Source organism: Kitasatospora sp. NPDC086009 (assembly GCF_044540385.1).
In the GTDB taxonomy this organism is placed as follows: Bacteria; Actinomycetota; Actinomycetes; order Streptomycetales; family Streptomycetaceae; genus Kitasatospora.
The window spans coordinates 574,606-592,053 of the sequence record NZ_JBITSA010000004.1 but is presented as its reverse complement, the minus strand read 5'-3'; the positions used below and the strand labels follow the sequence as shown (position 1 = coordinate 592,053).

Below are 17,448 nucleotides of genomic sequence, written 5' to 3'. Positions count from 1 at the left end.
GGCGCCCTGCCGCGGCCGACGGGCCCCGGGCCGGGAGGGGCGGGGTGACTATGCTGTGACGATCAGGACCAGGGAGGCGACACCGTGCCCGTCACCGACGAGGCGATCGAGAAGATCAAGGCCATGATCGTCAGCGGTGAGCTGCGGCCGGGCGCGCGGCTGCCCAAGGAGGCCGACCTCGCCGAGCGGCTCGGCCTGTCACGCAACTCCCTGCGCGAGGCGGTCAAGGCGCTCTCGCTGATCAGGGTGCTGGACGTGCGCCAGGGCGACGGCACGTACGTGACCAGCCTTGAGCCGCACCTGCTGCTGGACGCGCTCGGCTTCGTCCTCGACTTCCACCAGGACGACACGGTGCTGGACTTCCTGGAGGTCCGCCGCATCCTGGAGCCCGCCGCCGCGGCCATGGCCGCCCGGGTGATGTCCGAGCAGGACATCACCGCCCTGGGCGAGGTGCTGGAAGGCCTGCGCGACGACTCGGCGCTGGAGGAGCTGATCGACAACGACGTCGAGTTCCACCGCCGGATCGCGGCAGGCTCGGGCAACTCCGTGCTCTGCTCGCTCATCGACGGGCTGTCCGGCCCGACCGCGCGGGCCCGGACCTGGCGCGGCCTCACCGAGGAGGGCGCCGTCGCCCGGACCCGCGAGCAGCACCGCGCCATCTTCGACGCCATCGCCGGCCGTCGCCCCGACGTCGCGCACGCCTGGGCCACGATCCACGTGGCCGGCGTCGAGCAGTGGCTACGCAACATCCTCGGCGCCCCCGGGTCCGCACTCGGCTGACGGCCGCCCATCCGCCGGCCGCCGATCCTCCTGTCCGCCGATCCGCCGGCCGCCCCGCGCGGGTCCGTGCGACGGGCGTGTCCGTCCTGCGAACAGAGCCGTCCGCCACGGGCCTGTCACGGCTGCCGGCGAGTGCCTGGCGTCGTTCCGCTCCCGGTGGTGAACGGATCGCCCTTGCGCGGGTTCATCCGGATCGGGGTGGAGTCGAGCGGCTCGGGGGTCAGGGCGCGTCCGTCGAGGGCGGCGCTGCCGGTGGCGCCGTTCATGAACCCATCCTGGCCGGCGGCTTGGCCTACCTGACGGCCAGCCCGACCGTCCAGCTCGGAGGGCGGTGCCGGTGACCGACCGGACCCTCACCGCGGACCAGCCGACGCCCGACCTCAAAGAGCAGGACACCAGGAGCAGCCGAGGGTAGGACCGACGGGGCGAGTGGGCGCTGCCGACCCGTACGGTCCTCGCCGCGGACTCCGGGGTGGAGGACCTACTGGTCGAGCACCTCACGGCCGAGCACCGGGCGCCGCCACCGAATCGGCGACGAGCGAGTCCACGTCCTCCTGCACCCCCTCAAGCCGGAGGAGGCCGCCGTCGCCACGTGACGGGTCCCGCTGGTGCGGCACCGGGGGGAGGTAGGACGGGGCGCCCGTCCCGTCCTGCTGGAGCGAGACCGTCCGCGTAGGCGCGGGGATCGAGATGCCTTCCGTCCGGTACCGCTGGTGCAGGCGCTTGATGAACTCGTGCTTGATCCGGTACTGGTCGCTGAACTCGCCGACACCCAGGATCACCGTGAAGTTGATCCTTGAGTCCGCGAAGGTGTGGAAGCGGACGGCGGCCTCGTGGTCGGGCACGCCGCCGCTGATGTCAGCCATCACACTGTCGACGACGTCGAGGGTGACTCTCTCCACGTGCTCCAGGTCGCTGTCGTATCCGACCCCGACCTGGACCAGGATCGACAGCTTCTGCTCGGGCTGGGAGTAGTTCGTCATGTTCGTCCGCGCCAGGCGGCCGTTGGGGATGATCACCAGGTTGTTCGACAGGTTGCGCACCACGCTGTTGCGCCAGTTAATGTCGACGACGTACCCCTCCTCCCCGCTGGTGAGCCGGATGTAGTCACCCGGCTGGACCGTCTTGGAAGCGAGGATGTGCACACCCGCGAAGAGGTTGGCGAGGGTGTCCTGCAACGCCAGCGCGACCGCGAGACCGCCCACGCCGAGGGCGGTGACCAGCGGGGCGATGGACACCCCGAGGGTCTCCAGGGCCACGAGGACGCCCATCGACAGCACCACGATCCGGGTGATGTTGACGAAGATGGACGCGGATGCCGCGACACCCGTTCGAGAGGCGGCCACGGACTGCACCAGCCCGGCCACCACCCGGGCCGCGCTGAGCGTCGCGATGACGATGAACACGGCCATCAGCGACTGATCGACCAGTCCCCCGGTCCGCGCGGTGAGCGGAAGCGCCGAAGCGGCCACCGCGACCCCGGCGAGCACGGCCGCCCAGGGAACGATGGTGCGCAGCGCGTCGACGATGACGTCGTCACCGCTCCATTTGGTCCTGGTCGCGTGTTTGCCCAGCCATTTCATCAGGGCCCGCAGCAGGAGACCGGCCGTGCAGCCGGAGGCCAGCGTGATGCCGGCCACCATCCAGTCGTGCAGGACCAGGTCCCGGGTCACCGCGCCGCTTCCACAGCGTGGGGAGGGAGGGAACGGGCCGTGGCCGGCCGCTGTATGTGTTGTGTCGTCACCTTGTTGCCTGTCAGATTGTTCTGTTCATAGCCGCGTCGGAGCGGATGTACGCATTCCGAACGGACTGCCATCCTGCCCCATGGGCAGGCCGCCGCTACGAGCAGCCCGCCGTGCAGCCGGTCGACCGCACCCTGCCCGCCCCACGAACGGCCGACGATCACCAGAACCGAGCGCCGGTCGGGCCCGCGGGCTCCCCCGCGCCATGGGGAACGATCGGTGGAAGGTCGCTACGCCGCCGCCAGCTCGAGCGCTCGGCCCGCCGGGGATGACCCGCCCGCCGCTCCGCGGCGGTGCTGCGCCCCCAGGGCGTGCGTGCCGGTGTGCGGCCGCCGCCGCGGGGCCATCCCCGCGGGCGCGGCGAGCAGCCGGCTGCTCATGGTGGTGTCTCCTGTGGTCAGTTCGCGTCCTCGGCAAGCACCAGGACCAACTCCTCCCGTCTGACGCCGCCCTCCCGAGCCGCACGTCCGAGAGTCCGAGCCGGGGAAGGGGCGTCACCGATGGAGAGGTTCACCCGCAGCAGTTCCTCCACGCCCGCGCCGACCAGGTCGCGGCGGGCCCGCAGCAAGCTGTTGATCGCAGGCTCGACGGTGTTGCGCTTCGTCGTCACAGGTGGGAGACCAGCATCCATACGGCAATGGCGAGGAACGCGATCCCGACCACACGCTGCATCAGGTAACCCCTGCGCGTGGGCTCACTGGCATCAGGGTCCTTCACCCACCCCCGCTGGAGCCGCCGGTTCATCCCCCACAGGAGCTGTGGCCGCAGCGCCTGAAGAAGCCCCATCGCGAACACCGCGCACGCCACAATGATGAACATCCGTCCTCCTCGTCTGGCCACCGCGGGCGTTCCTCTCATCTGACACCCGCTCATCCAGCGGCTGCCCTCGGTGCCTCGCATGAAACAGGGTCTGCAACCCGCAGTGCGCCACCACCCGCCGGGCTGCTGATCGTGACGTTGACGCGCCGCCACGTCGACGACACGCAGCTGCTCTACTCCGAGTTCGCGGACTACGACCTCGGCCAGGCCGTCGCGCACCTGACCCTCCAGGCCCAGGCCCTGGGACTGGCCGCCCGCCAGTTCAGGGCCTTCGACCTGGAGGGCCTGACCGAGGAACTGCGCCCGGACCCGGGATGGGCGGTGGTCTCCATGATCGCGGTCGGCGGGGCCGCCGGCGCACCGTCGGAGCCTCGTGCCCGGCGCAGCGCCGGTGATCTGCGTTCCGCCCCCTGGGCGTTGCCGCGGTAGCGCGGTGACCGGGGGCGTCCCAGTCCGGACGGCTGGTGCGAAGGGCTTGGGTAGGTGTCCCGGTTCGTCGCGGAGCTGGTCGGCGACGTGCCGGATCCGGGGCCGGGCACGCGGGAGGCCCGTCAGTTCGCGGTCCGCTCCCCGCCGGAACCGGTGAGGTCGGCCACCACCAGCCCGGCCGCCCGCACCGGGTCCCCGCCGGCGCGGGTGAGAAGCGGTGCCACGTCGTAGTCCGCGTCGGCCCCCTCCCGGTGGGTCGCTCGCAGGGTCAGTCGCATCCGGTGCACCGACTCGTAGCGCGGTGAGCTGAGCGCCGCGCCGATGCCGGGGCGCAGCCGCTCCAGCTCCGTCACGACCATCCAGGCGTCGTCCTCCATCCGGGCCCGCCGCACCGGGTCGCAGGCCGCGACGGCCCGGTCGGTCTCGGGCGAGTCGGGCTCGCAGCCGGCCAGAGCCGGCAGGAGTTCGGGAACGCCCAGGATCTCCGCCGCGTCGAGGGTGAAGGAGTGGGACCAGCCGTCGCATTCCAGCAGTCCCGCGATCAGCGGGACGGCCCGGGGGTCGTGCCGTCTGGCGAGCCCACGCGCGCCCTCCTCCCGGACCTCGCCGCACTCGTCGGTGGCGCACCTCCACAGGGCGTCCCTGATGGCGGTCGTGTCCTGCTCCAGTTGGAATCCCAACGTGAAGGCCGCCCAGTTGCGGACGTCGGGGTCCTGGTCCCGCATGAGCCGGATCAGCGCCTGGACATCTGGCCCGTCGGGCAGTCCGCTGTTGACGAAGGTGAATTCCGAGGCGACCAGAGTCCGCAGGTCGGCGTCCTCGTGCCGGGAGAGCCTGACCAGCACGGGAACGGCGCGCCGGTCCCGCGTCCGGCCCAGGCCGCAGGCGAGGGACGACAGCACGCGGGTCTCCGTCTCCGCCTCGGCCAGCGCCATCAACGCGGTCGCCGCCTCGCTCCGCACGGACTCGTGCGTGTCGGCCGCGTTTCCCAGCAGATCGCAGCCCACCTTCCGCTCCAGGGCATCGGCCGACCCCAGCAGCCCCGACCCGCAGCGCAACGCGGTCTCCCCGTTCTCCTCCTGCGCCGTCTCCAGGACCAGCGCCCAGTAAGCGTGCTCGTCGCGGTCGGCCTCCGAGTCCCGCGCCAATCGCGCCGCCGCCACCAACCGTCCCGCCGGCCCCACCACGTTGTCCATGTCCGCATTCTGGCCCGACGGCCCGGTGCCGGGCACCGGATTTCTTCACCGGAGGGTCTGTCAGGACCCACACCGCCACCCCGGCCGCCCGCTTCGGCAGGAGGCGCCGGCCGGCGCGTGAGGGTTGTCACGGTCGGTGGATCAGTGTCGGCGACGGGTGCGGCGGGCGGTGAGGAGGAGCGGGGTGCCGGCGGCGGTCGCCGTGTCGGTGACGCGCCCGGCGCCCACGTCCGCCTGCGTCACCCTGCTCCCCTTGGTTTCTACTCACCCTGGACGCCGGCGGAGGCGAGGTGCGGCGAGTGAGGGATCGGCAGGCGTGCCCTCCGGAAGCGAGGGCAGGCGGGCAACCGACATCACAGACCCGGCCCTCCCGTGGGCTCGCGGGCAGGCGTCGGCACAGGGGTTGCCGAGTAAGTCCGGGGGGGGTCAGGAGTCGGGGAGGTCGAGGGTGGCGAGGGCTCCGCCGTCGGGGGCGTTCGCGAAGGTCAGCCGGGCGTTGAGGACGAGCGCCTGCCCGGTGGCGATGGTGAGGCCGAGGCCGTGTCCTTGGCCTCGTTCGGCGGCCCCGGTGCGGAAGCGCTGCGGCCCGTCGGCGAGGAGGGCGTCGGGGAAGCCCGGTCCGTGATCGCGTACGGTGATCCGGCTGCCGGTGACGGTGACCTCGACGGGGGCGGTGCCGTGCCGGTGGGCGTTGGCGAGAAGGTTGGTGAGGATCCGCTCCACGCGGCGCGGGTCGGTGCGGACGGTGGCGGGCCTCGTCAGCCGGAGGCGGACATCGCCGTCGTCCCTCTCACTCACCTCGGCGACGAGATCGCCCAGGGGGACCTCGTCGAGTCGGGCGCTCTCGGCGCCGGCGTCGAGGCGGGAGACCTCCAGCAGGTCCTCGACCAGGGCGCGCAGGGCGCGGACCTGTGTGCGGACCAGGCCGGCGGCCTCGTCGTCCTCGGGCAGCAGACCGGCAGCCGTGACCAGGCCCATCAGCGGGGTACGCAGTTCGTGGGCGACGTCGGCGGTGAAGCGCTTCTCCGCGGCGAGCCGGCCCTGGAGTGCCCCGGCCATCTCGTCCACGGCCGTGGACATCTCGGTGATCTCGTCCCGGGCGCGGCCCCGGCGGCCGATCCGAGCGTCGAGGTCGCCGTCCGCGATCCGGCGGGCGGTCCGGGACCCGTGGCGCAGGCGCCGGTTCATCCGTTCCGCCGCCAGCACGGTGAGGGGGACGACAACGGCCAGGGCGGCGAGGGCTGCCTTGACGATGCTGCGGTCCAGCAGCTGGAGGCTGCGCACGGTGGCGCTCATGTCGCTCCGCACGGTGAGCACCTGGCCGTCGCCGACCGGGACGGCTGCCCACATCCAGTACCAGTTCGGTGCTTTGACGTCGTACCACAGGGTGTACTCCCCCGGAGCCTTCGGGCCTTCGAGGGCCTGGGCCAGCGGCTGGGGCAGGCCGGTCCGGGGTTCGAGGGAGGCGTTGTCGGGACGGCGGCCGGTGCGGGAGAGCTCCTGCTCGGCGGCGCCCAGTCGCGCGATCGCCTGGTCGCGCCCGGTCCGCTCGCCGCGCTCCGCGGTCGCCCGGTGGACGAGCACGCCGATCACCACCGCGACCGCGGCGCAGGCGAGCACGACCAGGGCGGTGATCTTCCAGCGCAGGGAACGCGGGTCCAGGGGGCGCGGGCCGGTGCGTGGTGCGGTCATCGCGTCAGCTCCGCAGGAGTTTGTAGCCGAAACCCCGGACGGTCTCGATCCGCTCGGCGCCGATCTTCTTGCGCAGCCGTACCACGCACAGGTCGACCACCCGGGTGTCGCCCTCCCAGCCGTAGTCCCACACCTCGCGCAGCAGGCGGCGGCGGTCCAGGACCGTGCCGGGACTCTCCGCGAAGACCAGCAGCAGGCGCAGTTCGGTGGGCGTGAGGGCAACGGCACGCCCGTCCAGACGGACGTCCAGGCCGCGCGGGTCGATGGTCAGGCCGCCGAAGGTGAGCAGGTCCGGCACGTCCTCCGCGGGGCGGTCCCCGTGGCGGCTGCCCGGCCCGCCCGGCGCGATCGGCTCCTGCCGAACGGGCTCCGCGGCCGGGCGCTGGTGGAACGTGGCGCGGCGCAGCAGGGAGCGGATGCGGGCGACGAGGACGGGGACGTCCACCGGCTTGACCACGTAATCGTCGGCCCCGGCCTCCAGGCCGGCCACGACGTCGAGGGCGTCGCCGCGGGCGGACATCATCAGGACGGGGGTGAGGGTCTCCTCGCGCACGCGCCGGCACAGGCTGATGCCGTCGAGGCCGGGCAGCATGACGTCCAGGATCAGGACGTCGTGTGCGCCGGCCCGCACGGCGTCCAGGCCGTCCAGGCCGTCGCCAGTGACGTCGACCCGGTAGCCGTAGCGTTCCAGGGCCAGCTGGACCGAGCGGCGGATGACCGCGTCGTCCTCGACGAGGAGCACGTGGACCGCTTCGGGTACTCGGGTGGCGGACAAGAGCTCTCCGGTGTCGTCGCCTGGGGGTCGGGTCATCATTCCAGCACGTCCGGGGCCGGTCCCCGTCGCCGGGGACCGGCGGGGGGGGAGCGCGCCGCTGGGGGCGGTGGCGGGTGGCCGGGGTGGTCACAGCTTCAGGGACGCCGCGACGGGGAGGTGGTCGCTGCCGGTGTCCGGCAGGGTCCACGCGGAGCGCGCGGTGATGCCCTTCACCAGGATCTGGTCGATGCGCACCACCGGGAACGGCGCGGGCCAGGTGAAGCCGAAGCCGTCGCCGGCTTCCTGCTGGGCCGAGCGCAGCGGCCCGGTGAGCGGGTGCAGCGCGGAGTCGTCGAAGGAGCCGTTGAGGTCGCCCACGACGACGATTCTCGTGAGCGGCTCGCTGTGTACGGCCGCGGCGAGTTTGGCCGCCGCTTCGTTGCGGGCGGCGGTGGTGAATCCGGCGTCCGGGCGTACCCGGACCGAGGCGAGGTGCGCCGTGTAGAGGGCGAGGGGGCCCTTGGGAGTGAGGACGGTGGCGCGCAGGGCCCGGGTCCAGGGCATGATCTCCACCGGCTCCACGTCCTGGAGCGGGTACTTGCTCCACAGTGCGATGCCGCCGTGCACCTCGGAGTGGGCGTAGGTGGCGGCCAGCTCGCGCCGGTAGGTCTCCTGCGCCCGGCCCGCCAGTTCCTCCACCGCCACGACGTCGGCTCCGGAGCCGGCCAGGGCGCGTGCCGTTCGGCGTGGGTCGGGGTTGTCCTCGTTCACGTTGTGGCTGACAACGGTGAAGTCCCCGCCGCCCGCGCGCTTGTCGACCAGGGCCGGTGCGAACAGAACGCTCCAGACGAGAGCGGGCAGCAGGACGGCCACCGCTGCGAGGGCCGAGCGCCGTAGTGCCGCGAGGAGGAGAAGCAGCGCGATGCCCAGGCCTGACCAGGGCAGCACGGTCTGCCAGAGGCTGACCAGGTTGAGCGGGCCGCCCGGCAGCCAGGGGCCCAGGACCATCACGGCGGCGAGCACGGCGGCGGCCCCCGCGATCAGCCACCCGCGCCGCCCCACAGCACGACGGGCCGGACGCGGCGAGCGCGTCGGACGTGCCGGGCGCGTCGGGCACGTCGGGCGGCGAAGGACGCGGTCGCGAAGGACGCGGTAGAGAGGGACGTGGCGGAGAGGGACGTGGTGGCGGACCGTCCGACCACGGGGCCCATGCCCACCGTCGTCGCCGGGCCCGCGGGCCGACGTGGCGCTGTCCACGGGCGGGGGTGTCGTCGCGGCCGTTCCGGTGCGCGCGCTCATGCCCACTCCTGCCGACCGCCGTCGAGAGCCGGCAGGACACCGGGCAGCTTCTGCCGCAGGGCGTCGACGAGCCGCCCGCTGCGCTCCAGGGCGGCCCGCAGGCCGTCGGCGGGAGTGGTACCGGCACGCTGGCCGAGCACCACGCCGTAAACGAGCCGGCGCCCCGAGCCGTCCGTGCCGTCAGCGACCTCCAGCGCCCACATCAGGTTCCCGCCCGCCGAGGTGGTCGAACCGGTCTTGAGGCCCACCACCCCGGGCAGGTCGAGCAGCCTGTTGGTGTTGCGCAGCGGTGCGGCGCGGCCCGGGAGCGTGGTGTCGCGCAGGGCCACCGTGGCCCGCAGCGCCGGGTCCTTCATCGCCTCGCGAGCCAGTTTGAGCTGGTCGGCGGCGGTGGACACGGTCGTGGCCTCAAGTCCGCTGGCCCCGGTGTAGGTGGTACCGGTCATCCCCAGCCGGGCCGCCTGCGCGTTCATCCGGGCAACGAACGCGTCCTCACTGCCCGCGTCCCACCGGGCCAGCAGCCGGGCCACGTTGTTGGCGGAGGGCAACAGCATCACCTCCAGCAACTTGCGCTGGGTCAGGCGCTGCCCGGCGGTGACGGGGGCGGTGGACTCGTCCGTCGCCTCCGCCTCCTCGGCGGCCCGCGCGTCGACCGTGATCGTCGGCCCGTCCTCGCCGTCCTGGAGCGGGTGGTCCCTGAGAACGACGTACGCCGTCATCACCTTGGTGACACTCGCGATCGGCACCGGCTGCTGCGGCCCTCTGACACCGAGCACACCGACCTTCGCCGCCGCGACAGCCGACTGCCCTTCCTGCGGCCAGGGCAGGCCCAGCGCCGCGATCGCCTCCGGTACCGGCAGCTCCAGCGTCCCGCCGGCCCGGTTGCCGTTGCCGACGGCCGCGTCGCCGCCCTGCCGGGCAGCCAGCGCGCCACCACCGGCGCCGGCCCCGGCGAGCAGGACAACGGCCAAGGCCCACAGCGCCCCACGACGGACCGGGGCAAGCCGACCGGGCGAGGAACGCCGCTCCCGGTCCCGGTCACTGTTCCGGTCTCGGTCTCGGTCTTCGGATGGTGTGGGAACTGACACGACAACGGCCTCCCGGAGCCAGAGGGACAAGGTCCCGGGGCCGCGGCCACCGGGTGTACCCACAGACTCCGCGACCGGCGCTTCGGCCCGGTCGTAGCGCGGCTTCCGCCATCACGCAGTCGTGTATCAACCATGTACCGGACCACCGGCGCCCCAGACCGGGCAGGAGCCCTGCAAAGCCGGACAGCCCGACCCGCCGGGCCGGACCCCGGCGGGGGGGTGCCCCCAGGCGGTGCCCCGCCGGGCCGATCACCTGACAGCGCACCTACGCCGATCGCCCTTTCGTGACACCGACCCTTGGTACAGCCCTGCCACCGGGGGAATCGCGGGTAGTCTCACGGCCCGGCGTCACGAAGTCCCGACTCGCGCCGGGCCAGGCGGCCGGGGCCGGGGCGGGCGGCGAGGTGGGGGGTGCGTCGGCCCGCCGCTCAGCCGGGTGGTCAGGCCGCTGACCCGTAGGTAGCGAGCCGGCGGGCGAGGTCCGCGGTGACGTCGCCGTTCTCCAGGGCCGTGGCGAGCGTGGCGGGCAGCGGGCCATCGGATGGCGTGGTGCCGTCGGCCCCCGGGTGTCGGCGACACCCGGGGGCCCGTTGAACCAGGCACGGACGAAGTCGGCGACGGCGGCGGGGCCGGCAGCGCGCCGTCGTCGGCGAAGGCCTCGTCGGCGTGCTCGTGGCGGCCGTGGCGGCCGTGGCCGTCGTAGTCGCTGCCGAGCCAGCCGGTGATCTGGCGCCGGGCGAGCGCCGTTCGTACGGGCTCGTCCTCGTCGTCCTGGTCGTCCTCGCCCAGGTCGATGAACGCCTCCCGCAGCATCGCCTCTCCGTCGTCGGTGACGTAGTCGGTGGAGCGGTGCGGGCCGGTGTCGTAGCCGGCCTCGCGGACCGCTCGGATCACGGCGTCGAGGTACGGATCGTGCGGCAGGTGCTCTGTCGTCCGCGGCACTCCCCCAGGTACTCCCTCTGCTCTCGTCACGACGGTGCCCTGCGTGAGCGTCAACCCTCGGCCGCGGTTCGGGAACTGGCCGCCAGCGCCTCGCCGGCCCGCCGCTCCTGCGATGCCGGCCGGGGAGGTGTCGACGGTCACGTGATCCCCAGGCCAGGGTGACGCGATTCCCCAGGCGCCCGGGGGCAGTGGCGGATGAGCGCCCGGGCTGTCCGGCGTGCTCGGATCGGCGCGGCTTCATGGCGCCCGGCATCGCCTGTCCGCCGCCCGACAACTCTAATTCGGATAGTTCATCCGTTTCTATGCTACCGTCCCAGCAAGCGGATGAACTATCCGGATATCGGAGTGGAGGGGCACATGGCGAAGACAGCTGTGGTCACAGCGGGGACGGCCGGCATCGGGCTGGAGACGGCCCTGGGACTGGCCGACGCCGGGTTCTCGGTCACCGTGGTCGGCCGCGAGGCCGACCGCGGCGCCCGGGCGGTCGGCCGAATCAACGCAACGAACCCGGCGCATCCCGGACGGTTCCTGGCCGCCGACCTCGGCTCGCTCGACCAGGTGCGCGCGCTCGCCGATCGGATCGCCGCCGAGCACGCCGCCTCCGGTGACCCGCTGACCGTGCTGGTCAACAACGTCGGCGCGATGTTCCCGCAGCGACGGACCCTGGACGGCATCGAAGCGTCGTTCCTCGTCAACCACCTCTCGCCGTACCTGCTGACGGAACTGCTGCTGCCCACGCTGACAGTCGGGGCGCCGAGCAGGATCGTGAACGTGACCTCGGGCGCGGTCGGGCTCGCGAAGAAGGCCTTCGACGCCGTCGAGCCGCCCGGCGGCTACTACGGCTTCCACTGGTACGGCCGCGCCAAGCTCGCCAACCTCGCCTACACGCTCGACCTGGCGAACCGACTGAAGGGCACGGCCACCTCCGTCTTCGCCGCCGACCCGGGAGGCGCCGCGACCGACATGACCAACGGCACCATGACCGACCCGAAGATCGTCTCACCGGCCCTGCGACTGCTGTGGCCGCTGGTGCGCCGCAAGTTCGACCGCTCCACCTCGGGCCCGGCGTCCGTGGCCGCCCGGTCCTCGATCGTCGCCGCCACCGACGAAGCCCTCGCGGGCCGGACCGGTATCGTCATCGGGGCCCAGGCGCGCCCGGTGACGCCGCTGCGCGCAGCCACCGACCCCCGCATCGCCCAGGACGTGCGCCGGCTCAGTGAACGGTACGCACCCCTCACCGCCGCCTGACCCGCCAGGCGGTGCGGGTGCCGGCGGCGGACCCGGCGCCATCCGGATGGAGAATCCGGTTAGCATGTCCCCCATGACGATGCCCCTGCGCAAGGACGCGGCACGCAACTGGGACCGGATCGTCGCGGTCGCCCGTGTACTGGTCGACCAGGGCACACCCTTGCAGCTGAACGACGTCGCCGGCCGCGCCGGACTCGGAGTCGGCACCGTCTACCGGCACTTCGCCACCCCCGAGGCGCTACTGGAGACCGTCGCCGCTCCCTGCCTGGAAGCCCTGGCCGACCACGGCCGGCAGGCTCTGGCCGGCACCGACCCCTGGCACGCCCTCGAAGGTTTCCTGTTCCGCACCGTCGAAGCGCAGGTCACCGACGCGTCCCTCGCCCCGGTCACCGCGGCAGCCACCGACACCCTGCCGCGCACCACGGAACTCAAGGAGACGCTTCGGTCGGTCGGCACCGCACTCCTCGACCGGGCTCGCGATGCCGGAGCGGTCCGACCTGACCTGGCCGCCACCGATCTCGTCCCGCTCATGTGCGGCATCGCCCACGCCGTCACCGTCCACGGCGGAGAACCCGCCGCCCGGATCGACACCGCCCACCGCTACCTGGCCACGCTCCTCGAAGGACTGCACGCCACGCCACAGCACGCGTGAGAACACCGCCCGCGCACCGACCGGGATGATCCGTACCGGGGTGATCCGCACCTGCTGCCACCACCTGTGCGGCGCACCGGACTGCGATCGCCGTCCCCCTGGGGACATCGTGACCACGAGGGTGGGGAGCTCCGTGACGCGCGGAAACGGTCGAAGTCGGGGAACTCCGTGACCGCCGACAAGGGTGCAACGCACCCGCCGCAACACGGCCTGCCAGCCATCCAGCAGAGGTAGAGGCCCGGTTCAGGGGTGCAACACGCAGTCTCGCGTCGCACCCCGCGACACGTCAGGGGCCGAGACACAGGAAAGCAGCAGCCACCACAGACCGCACCGCCAGGCCCAGGAGGCAGACAGCCCGACAGCGGACATCAGGCGGCGGGCGCCGGCGGCCCCCGCCGCCGGCGCCCGGTGTCCGGCCCGTCCGGGTCGGGTCAGCAGGTGCCGACGCGGCCGTTCAGCCGGGACCAGACCGCGGTCCACGGACCGTCGTCGTGGGGACGATAGATGACCAGGTTCCCGTCGTTCTGCAGGCGCAGCCAGTTGACAGGCGGGTTGCAGCCGAGAGCGGTTCCGGAGGCCCACAGGGCGCGCATGGAGCGGTCGTAGACGACGAGGTTGCCGTCCGACTGCATGATGACCCTGCCCGGCGTGGTGTTGGCGGTCCCGGTGGTCCAGACCGCGTGGCCGCCCTCGTCGTACTGCACGAGGTTGCCGTCGTTCTGGTAGACGAGCCGCTGATCGCCGTTACCGGAGACCAGCGAGTCGCCGGGGAGCAGACAGGTGCGCCAGTCCATGTGGTCCCAGCCACGCGGGTTCCGCGTGCACTTCCACTCCTGGTCGACGGCGTCGGCCGACGCGCTGGTGGCGGTGGTGAGGCCGATGCCGCCGGCCAGGGCGGTCGCGGCGATTGCGAGTGCGACGAGCCGTTCGGACGTCCTGCGGATGGTCATGGCGTTCCTCCTCGCCCCGGAGCGTTCCCGACCGCTCCCGGGCCTACAGTTCATGGCGGCGCGGTACCCCTCCCCGCCCCACCGATGGTCCGGAGCCCCGTTCAGCGGCCCCGTACCTGACAACGCTCCGCACACGACCAGCGGTTCAGACACCCGGACGACGAAGCGGTCACCCGGACGAGCACACGTCGAACCTCCGGGGACAGGGCGGTCATCCCCTCCAAGCTGATCGGCTGGTGCTTCCGGCCCGGCAGCAGCACTACCCGGCCCTCCCGAGGCTGCTGTTCGTCCTGGCCGACACCCGCGAGCGGGCCGCCCGCCAGCGCGTACGCGACCTCAAGGCCGATGCCGACGGCCACCCGATGGTGCGGCGGATGCCGACCGGCGTGAAGGCCGGCGCTGCCCGCCTGGCCGACCTCGAGGACCCAGTGCGGGGCCTGGGATCTGTAGTCCTGCCCGCCGGCCCGGCCCGCGCCATGCCGGGCCGGGCCGGGCCCGGACTCCGGGGCGCCGTCAAGGTGCCCGGCCCCGGCCTCACGAGATTCGTCAAGGTGTCCGGCGCCGTCTCCACGGTGGGAGGCCGGCCATCGAGGAGTCCACCACGTCTCCTGTGCCATCGAACCTTGATCGATTGCCCTCGAAGATGGACGGACTGCTGTTTGTGTCTCCGAGGGTTGACCGCGCGGGTCAGCGGCTTTTTCGCACGTAGGCCACGATGCCGGGCGTCGTTGTCCGAGCGTGCAGACGACGACAGATGCGGTGAGAACACGACACCTGTCCGAGCGGCGCCCGGTGCCGTCCGGAGTAACCATGGCCTTATGGACGCCCCCGAGTCGCCGTTCGAGGGCGACGCGACCGCCAAGCCGAGGAGTGGCCCATGACCGGTCAGGTGCTGGCGAGCTGGAGCGAGGGCCCGGCCAGGCGAGCGATCATGGACTACCTCCACGAGGCGACGACACCGGGGACGGCGTTCGTCGAGCCGGCCGACCGGATCGCCACGTTCGACAACGACGGCACGCTGTGGGTCGAGCAGCCGCTGCCACCGCAGTTCGACTTCGTGTTCCGCGCCTGGGAGGAGGAGGCGAAGGCCGACCCGTCGCTCGCGGAGCGGCAGCCGTACAAGGCGCTGATCGAGCGGGAGCGGGCGTTCTTCGAGGGCGTGGCGACGCAGGAACCCGAGACGGTGGCGACCCTGCTGGAGGCGTTCGCCCGGTCGTGGGCGGGCACGACGCCCGAAGAGTTCGACGCGCGGGTGCGGGAGTGGACCAGGACGGTGCGGGACCCGCAATTCGGTGTCCCGTACGTGGAGCTGGTCTACCGGCCGATGCTGGAGCTGTTCGACCTCCTGCGGGAATGCGGGTTCCGGGTGTTCGTCTGCTCGGGCGGCGGCCGCGACTTCATGCGCGTGTTCTCCGAGGAGACCTGGGGAATCCTCAAGGAGGACGTCATCGGCTCGGCGGCCGCCTACACCTACACCGGCGGCGGGCTCGTCCGCTCCCCCGAGCTGCTGGGCGGCCTGGACCTGGGGCCGGGCAAACCCGAGCACATCTTCGCCCACACCGGCCGGCTGCCCGCCTTCGCGGGCGGCAACGCCGACGTCGACATCGAGATGCTCACCAGCGCCGCGTTCGCACTGCTCGTCCGCCACGACGACGACCAGCGCGAGCACGCCTACACCAAGGGCGCCGAGGCCTCACTCACCACGGCCGAGCGGCTCGGCTGGACCGTGGTGAGCATGAAGAGCGACTGGACGACCCTGTTCTGACCAGGAGGACGCGGTGGACGACCTGACCGCCGTCGACATACTCGTCAACCCGGACGAGACAACCATGCGGCACGCCCACGCCTGGAACGCCCGGATGCGCCAGAGCGTCCCGGACGGCTTCGCCCTGGACGCCTCCCACCAACCCCACATCACCACCCTCCAGCGCTACGTCCGGACAACCGACCTGGACGACGCCTACCAGGCGGTCCACCGAACCCTGGCCGCGACCGACACGCGCACCCTGTCCTACCGGGCCGTCGCCATCAGGCACGCCGACTGGGGCGTGCCCGGACAGGGCCTCGCGGTCATCCTCCTGCGCCCCGGCCCCCAGGTCCTCGACTTCCAGGCCGCGCTGCTGGCCGCGATCACCCCCTTCACCGAGTCCGGCGGCACGGCCGCTGCCTTCGTCACCGACCCCGGCGAGGGCATCAGCCAGAGCACCCTCGACTGGGTCGCCGGCTACGTCCCCCACCAGATCGGGCCCGACCGGTACACCGCTCACATCACCGTAGGCTTCGCCACCCTCGACGACCTCAAAACCATCGAGGCCGAGCCGTTCGACGCCTTCACCGTCCGCCCAGCCACCGTCGCCGTCTACCAGCTCGGAAACAGCGGAGCCGCCCGCAAGCTCCTCCGGAGCTGGCCCACACCGACCTGACCGGCCGCACTGCGGATGTCGCCCAGCCCGACCCGGCCCAGGCGCTCACAGAGAGAAACGACACGTGAGTCCCACGCCGCCGATACGTGGCCGTCTACGGCGCGGCGCTGCCGATCTCCGGCTCGGACCGGTCCGGTCCGGTCCGGTCCGGTGACGGGTACCGCACCCGGCCGGCCCTCGGAGTGCAGACCTCCTGGCTGAAGGGTGCCCGCCAGGGCAGTCCTTCCTCCGGCCTGGTGGTGTCCGTCCGGTCCGGCAGCGACCCGAGCCGGTACGTGGTGGTGGACGGTCCGGCGCTGCCGATCTCCGGCGCCGAGTGGACGGCCAACGGCTACGAAACCCGCTCGCCGATGGGCGTTCCAGCCCCTGCCGGATAGCCTCACCTGCGACTCTTCCTCCAAGCAACCGCTGGCAGGAAGCCGCATCCCACTGACGCCGCGCCCGAACATCCCAGCGGGCCGGCTCGACGGGCGCGCCGATACTGCACCCTGCGCGGTGCCCGAGGCCGTCTCGAACGACCGTCCCGCCGCTACCGGGCGAGCAGGGCACTGACGGTCTTGCCGCCGCCCTCCCGACGTACGACAGCGGTCGCACGGGCAAGACGGTTGACCATGGGCCAGCCGAAACCCCCGGCGCCGCCGTCGAGGTCCGGGGTCCGCATGCGCGGCAGCCGCGAGCTGCGGTCGTGCACGGCCACCTCCACACCGTCCGCCTGCGCGGTCAGGTCCAGAGTGAACGTGCCGCCGCCATGGCGCAGGGCATTGGTGACGAGCTCCGAGACGACGAGAAGCACCGTCTCCGCAGCCTCGGGCGCGGACGCCGGGACGAGGCCGTCGAGGAACCCGCGCGCTCTCTCGCGCGCGGCCGCGACACACGAGCCCGAACCGAGGGCCGCGACCTCAACGCTCACCATGCCCATCATTCACCTACTTCCTGCGTCGCCAACCCCGCTCCATCCTGCCCGAACCTTGTGCCCCGCCAGGAGAGCGCCAACCCCGCCACGATCAACCCGCTGCCCACGCCGGTCCCCCGCGTCCGCCCCTTCCATGCGCGTGAACGGTTTGCTCGTTGCGCCTGCTGACGTTGCGGACCGGGGCCGGGCGCTGAACGAGGCCGACCTGCTGTGGGCGATCGGCATCGAGGAGGAGCCGGAGTCGGTGGCCGCGAAGGCCGCGGCCGAGGCGAAGCCGAGGGGTCCCGCACCGGCCGCTTCCGGCAGGGCGTCGCCGCGCTCGCCCGGGTCGTGGAGCGGGAGCGGCATCCCCCGGGTGCCCCGCCCGCGCGGGGAGCCGGTGGAGGCCGTAAAGGCCGGCCCCGGGGGTGGGGAGGTGGTGGTGTCGCGCCTCGCGGTGGGCGCCGGGCTCAATCACCCAGAAGGCCCGGCGGGAGGCCCCCCCGGGCAGCTCGCCGAACAGGGCGGGGAGTGGCCGTGGA

The 17,448-nt window shown here is 72.7% G+C and carries 19 protein-coding genes; 7 read left to right on the top strand and 12 right to left on the bottom strand.

Annotated elements, in window-relative coordinates; translation table 11 throughout:
• Nucleotides 1-84 precede the first annotated feature (84 nt).
• Nucleotides 85-780: a FadR/GntR family transcriptional regulator gene (locus tag ACIF6L_RS14485; RefSeq protein WP_329485073.1), complete on the top strand. Its 696-nt coding sequence runs from the start codon at nucleotides 85-87 to the stop codon at nucleotides 778-780.
• Nucleotides 781-896: 116 nt separating this feature from the next.
• Here the strand turns inward: ACIF6L_RS14485 and ACIF6L_RS14480 are convergent, their stop codons facing one another.
• The 4 genes from ACIF6L_RS14480 to ACIF6L_RS14465 form a co-directional block, all read right to left on the bottom strand.
• Nucleotides 897-1,046, bottom strand: coding sequence for a hypothetical protein (locus ACIF6L_RS14480; RefSeq protein WP_396491112.1), 150 nt, complete (start codon nucleotides 1,044-1,046; stop codon nucleotides 897-899).
• A gap of 231 nt (nucleotides 1,047-1,277) precedes the next feature.
• Nucleotides 1,278-2,453, bottom strand: a complete 1,176-nt coding sequence (locus tag ACIF6L_RS14475; protein ID WP_396491111.1) for a mechanosensitive ion channel family protein — start codon at nucleotides 2,451-2,453, stop codon at nucleotides 1,278-1,280.
• 466 nt (nucleotides 2,454-2,919) lie between these two features.
• Nucleotides 2,920-3,132: a hypothetical protein gene (locus ACIF6L_RS14470; protein ID WP_396491110.1), complete on the bottom strand. Its 213-nt coding sequence runs from the start codon at nucleotides 3,130-3,132 to the stop codon at nucleotides 2,920-2,922.
• The gene (locus tag ACIF6L_RS14465) at nucleotides 3,129-3,341 is read right to left on the bottom strand and encodes a DUF6199 family natural product biosynthesis protein (protein ID WP_396491109.1); all 213 of its coding nucleotides are present in this window, start codon (nucleotides 3,339-3,341) and stop codon (nucleotides 3,129-3,131) included. Before ACIF6L_RS14465 ends, ACIF6L_RS14470 begins: the two co-directional genes overlap by 4 nt.
• A 132-nt stretch (nucleotides 3,342-3,473) precedes the next feature.
• Here ACIF6L_RS14465 and ACIF6L_RS14460 point away from each other — a divergent pair, with 132 nt between their 5' ends.
• Nucleotides 3,474-3,770, top strand: a complete 297-nt coding sequence (locus ACIF6L_RS14460) for a hypothetical protein (protein WP_396491108.1) — start codon at nucleotides 3,474-3,476, stop codon at nucleotides 3,768-3,770.
• Between the two features lie 122 nt (nucleotides 3,771-3,892).
• Here ACIF6L_RS14460 and ACIF6L_RS14455 read toward each other — a convergent pair whose 3' ends face one another.
• The 6 genes from ACIF6L_RS14455 to ACIF6L_RS14430 all read right to left on the bottom strand — a co-directional run bounded on the left by ACIF6L_RS14455 (nucleotide 3,893) and on the right by ACIF6L_RS14430 (nucleotide 10,741).
• Complete coding sequence (locus tag ACIF6L_RS14455) at nucleotides 3,893-4,966, bottom strand: HEAT repeat domain-containing protein (RefSeq protein WP_396491107.1); 1,074 nt, start codon at nucleotides 4,964-4,966, stop codon at nucleotides 3,893-3,895.
• A gap of 426 nt (nucleotides 4,967-5,392) precedes the next feature.
• Entirely contained in the window at nucleotides 5,393-6,658 is a 1,266-nt protein-coding gene (locus ACIF6L_RS14450; protein WP_396491106.1) for a sensor histidine kinase, read from the bottom strand.
• Nucleotides 6,659-6,662: 4 nt separating this feature from the next.
• Nucleotides 6,663-7,469 carry a response regulator transcription factor gene (locus ACIF6L_RS14445; RefSeq protein WP_396491105.1) on the bottom strand — a complete coding sequence of 269 codons (807 nt, stop codon included), beginning with the start codon at nucleotides 7,467-7,469 and terminating at the stop codon, nucleotides 6,663-6,665.
• 90 nt (nucleotides 7,470-7,559) lie between these two features.
• Entirely contained in the window at nucleotides 7,560-8,474 is a 915-nt protein-coding gene (locus ACIF6L_RS14440) for an endonuclease/exonuclease/phosphatase family protein (RefSeq protein WP_329485092.1), read from the bottom strand.
• 233 nt (nucleotides 8,475-8,707) lie between these two features.
• Complete coding sequence (locus ACIF6L_RS14435) at nucleotides 8,708-9,682, bottom strand: D-alanyl-D-alanine carboxypeptidase family protein (RefSeq protein WP_396491104.1); 975 nt, start codon at nucleotides 9,680-9,682, stop codon at nucleotides 8,708-8,710.
• 465 nt (nucleotides 9,683-10,147) lie between these two features.
• Nucleotides 10,148-10,741 carry a hypothetical protein gene (locus tag ACIF6L_RS14430; protein ID WP_396491103.1) on the bottom strand — a complete coding sequence of 198 codons (594 nt, stop codon included), beginning with the start codon at nucleotides 10,739-10,741 and terminating at the stop codon, nucleotides 10,148-10,150.
• A gap of 357 nt (nucleotides 10,742-11,098) precedes the next feature.
• Between ACIF6L_RS14430 and ACIF6L_RS14425 the strand changes: the two genes are divergently transcribed.
• Together ACIF6L_RS14425 and ACIF6L_RS14420 are read left to right on the top strand one after the other, a co-directional pair.
• Nucleotides 11,099-11,989, top strand: coding sequence for an SDR family NAD(P)-dependent oxidoreductase (locus ACIF6L_RS14425; protein WP_396491102.1), 891 nt, complete (start codon nucleotides 11,099-11,101; stop codon nucleotides 11,987-11,989).
• Nucleotides 11,990-12,062: 73 nt separating this feature from the next.
• The gene (locus tag ACIF6L_RS14420) at nucleotides 12,063-12,641 is read left to right on the top strand and encodes a TetR/AcrR family transcriptional regulator (protein ID WP_396491101.1); all 579 of its coding nucleotides are present in this window, start codon (nucleotides 12,063-12,065) and stop codon (nucleotides 12,639-12,641) included.
• Between the two features lie 431 nt (nucleotides 12,642-13,072).
• Here the strand turns inward: ACIF6L_RS14420 and ACIF6L_RS14415 are convergent, their stop codons facing one another.
• A complete protein-coding gene (locus ACIF6L_RS14415; protein WP_396491100.1) occupies nucleotides 13,073-13,591 on the bottom strand; it encodes a hypothetical protein in 519 nt (172 codons plus the stop codon).
• A gap of 877 nt (nucleotides 13,592-14,468) precedes the next feature.
• On the opposite strand from ACIF6L_RS14415, the gene ACIF6L_RS14410 reads away from it, so the two are divergent.
• From ACIF6L_RS14410 to ACIF6L_RS14400, 3 genes are all read left to right on the top strand, one after another.
• Nucleotides 14,469-15,356, top strand: a complete 888-nt coding sequence (locus tag ACIF6L_RS14410) for an HAD family hydrolase (protein WP_396491099.1) — start codon at nucleotides 14,469-14,471, stop codon at nucleotides 15,354-15,356.
• Between the two features lie 13 nt (nucleotides 15,357-15,369).
• Entirely contained in the window at nucleotides 15,370-16,014 is a 645-nt protein-coding gene (locus ACIF6L_RS14405; RefSeq protein WP_396491098.1) for a hypothetical protein, read from the top strand.
• Between the two features lie 86 nt (nucleotides 16,015-16,100).
• Nucleotides 16,101-16,391, top strand: coding sequence for a hypothetical protein (locus ACIF6L_RS14400; protein WP_396491097.1), 291 nt, complete (start codon nucleotides 16,101-16,103; stop codon nucleotides 16,389-16,391).
• A 152-nt stretch (nucleotides 16,392-16,543) separates the two neighbouring features.
• On the opposite strand, the gene ACIF6L_RS14395 is transcribed toward ACIF6L_RS14400, so the two are convergent.
• Nucleotides 16,544-16,933: an ATP-binding protein gene (locus ACIF6L_RS14395; RefSeq protein WP_329491968.1), complete on the bottom strand. Its 390-nt coding sequence runs from the start codon at nucleotides 16,931-16,933 to the stop codon at nucleotides 16,544-16,546.
• Between the last annotated feature and the right edge of the window lie 515 nt (nucleotides 16,934-17,448).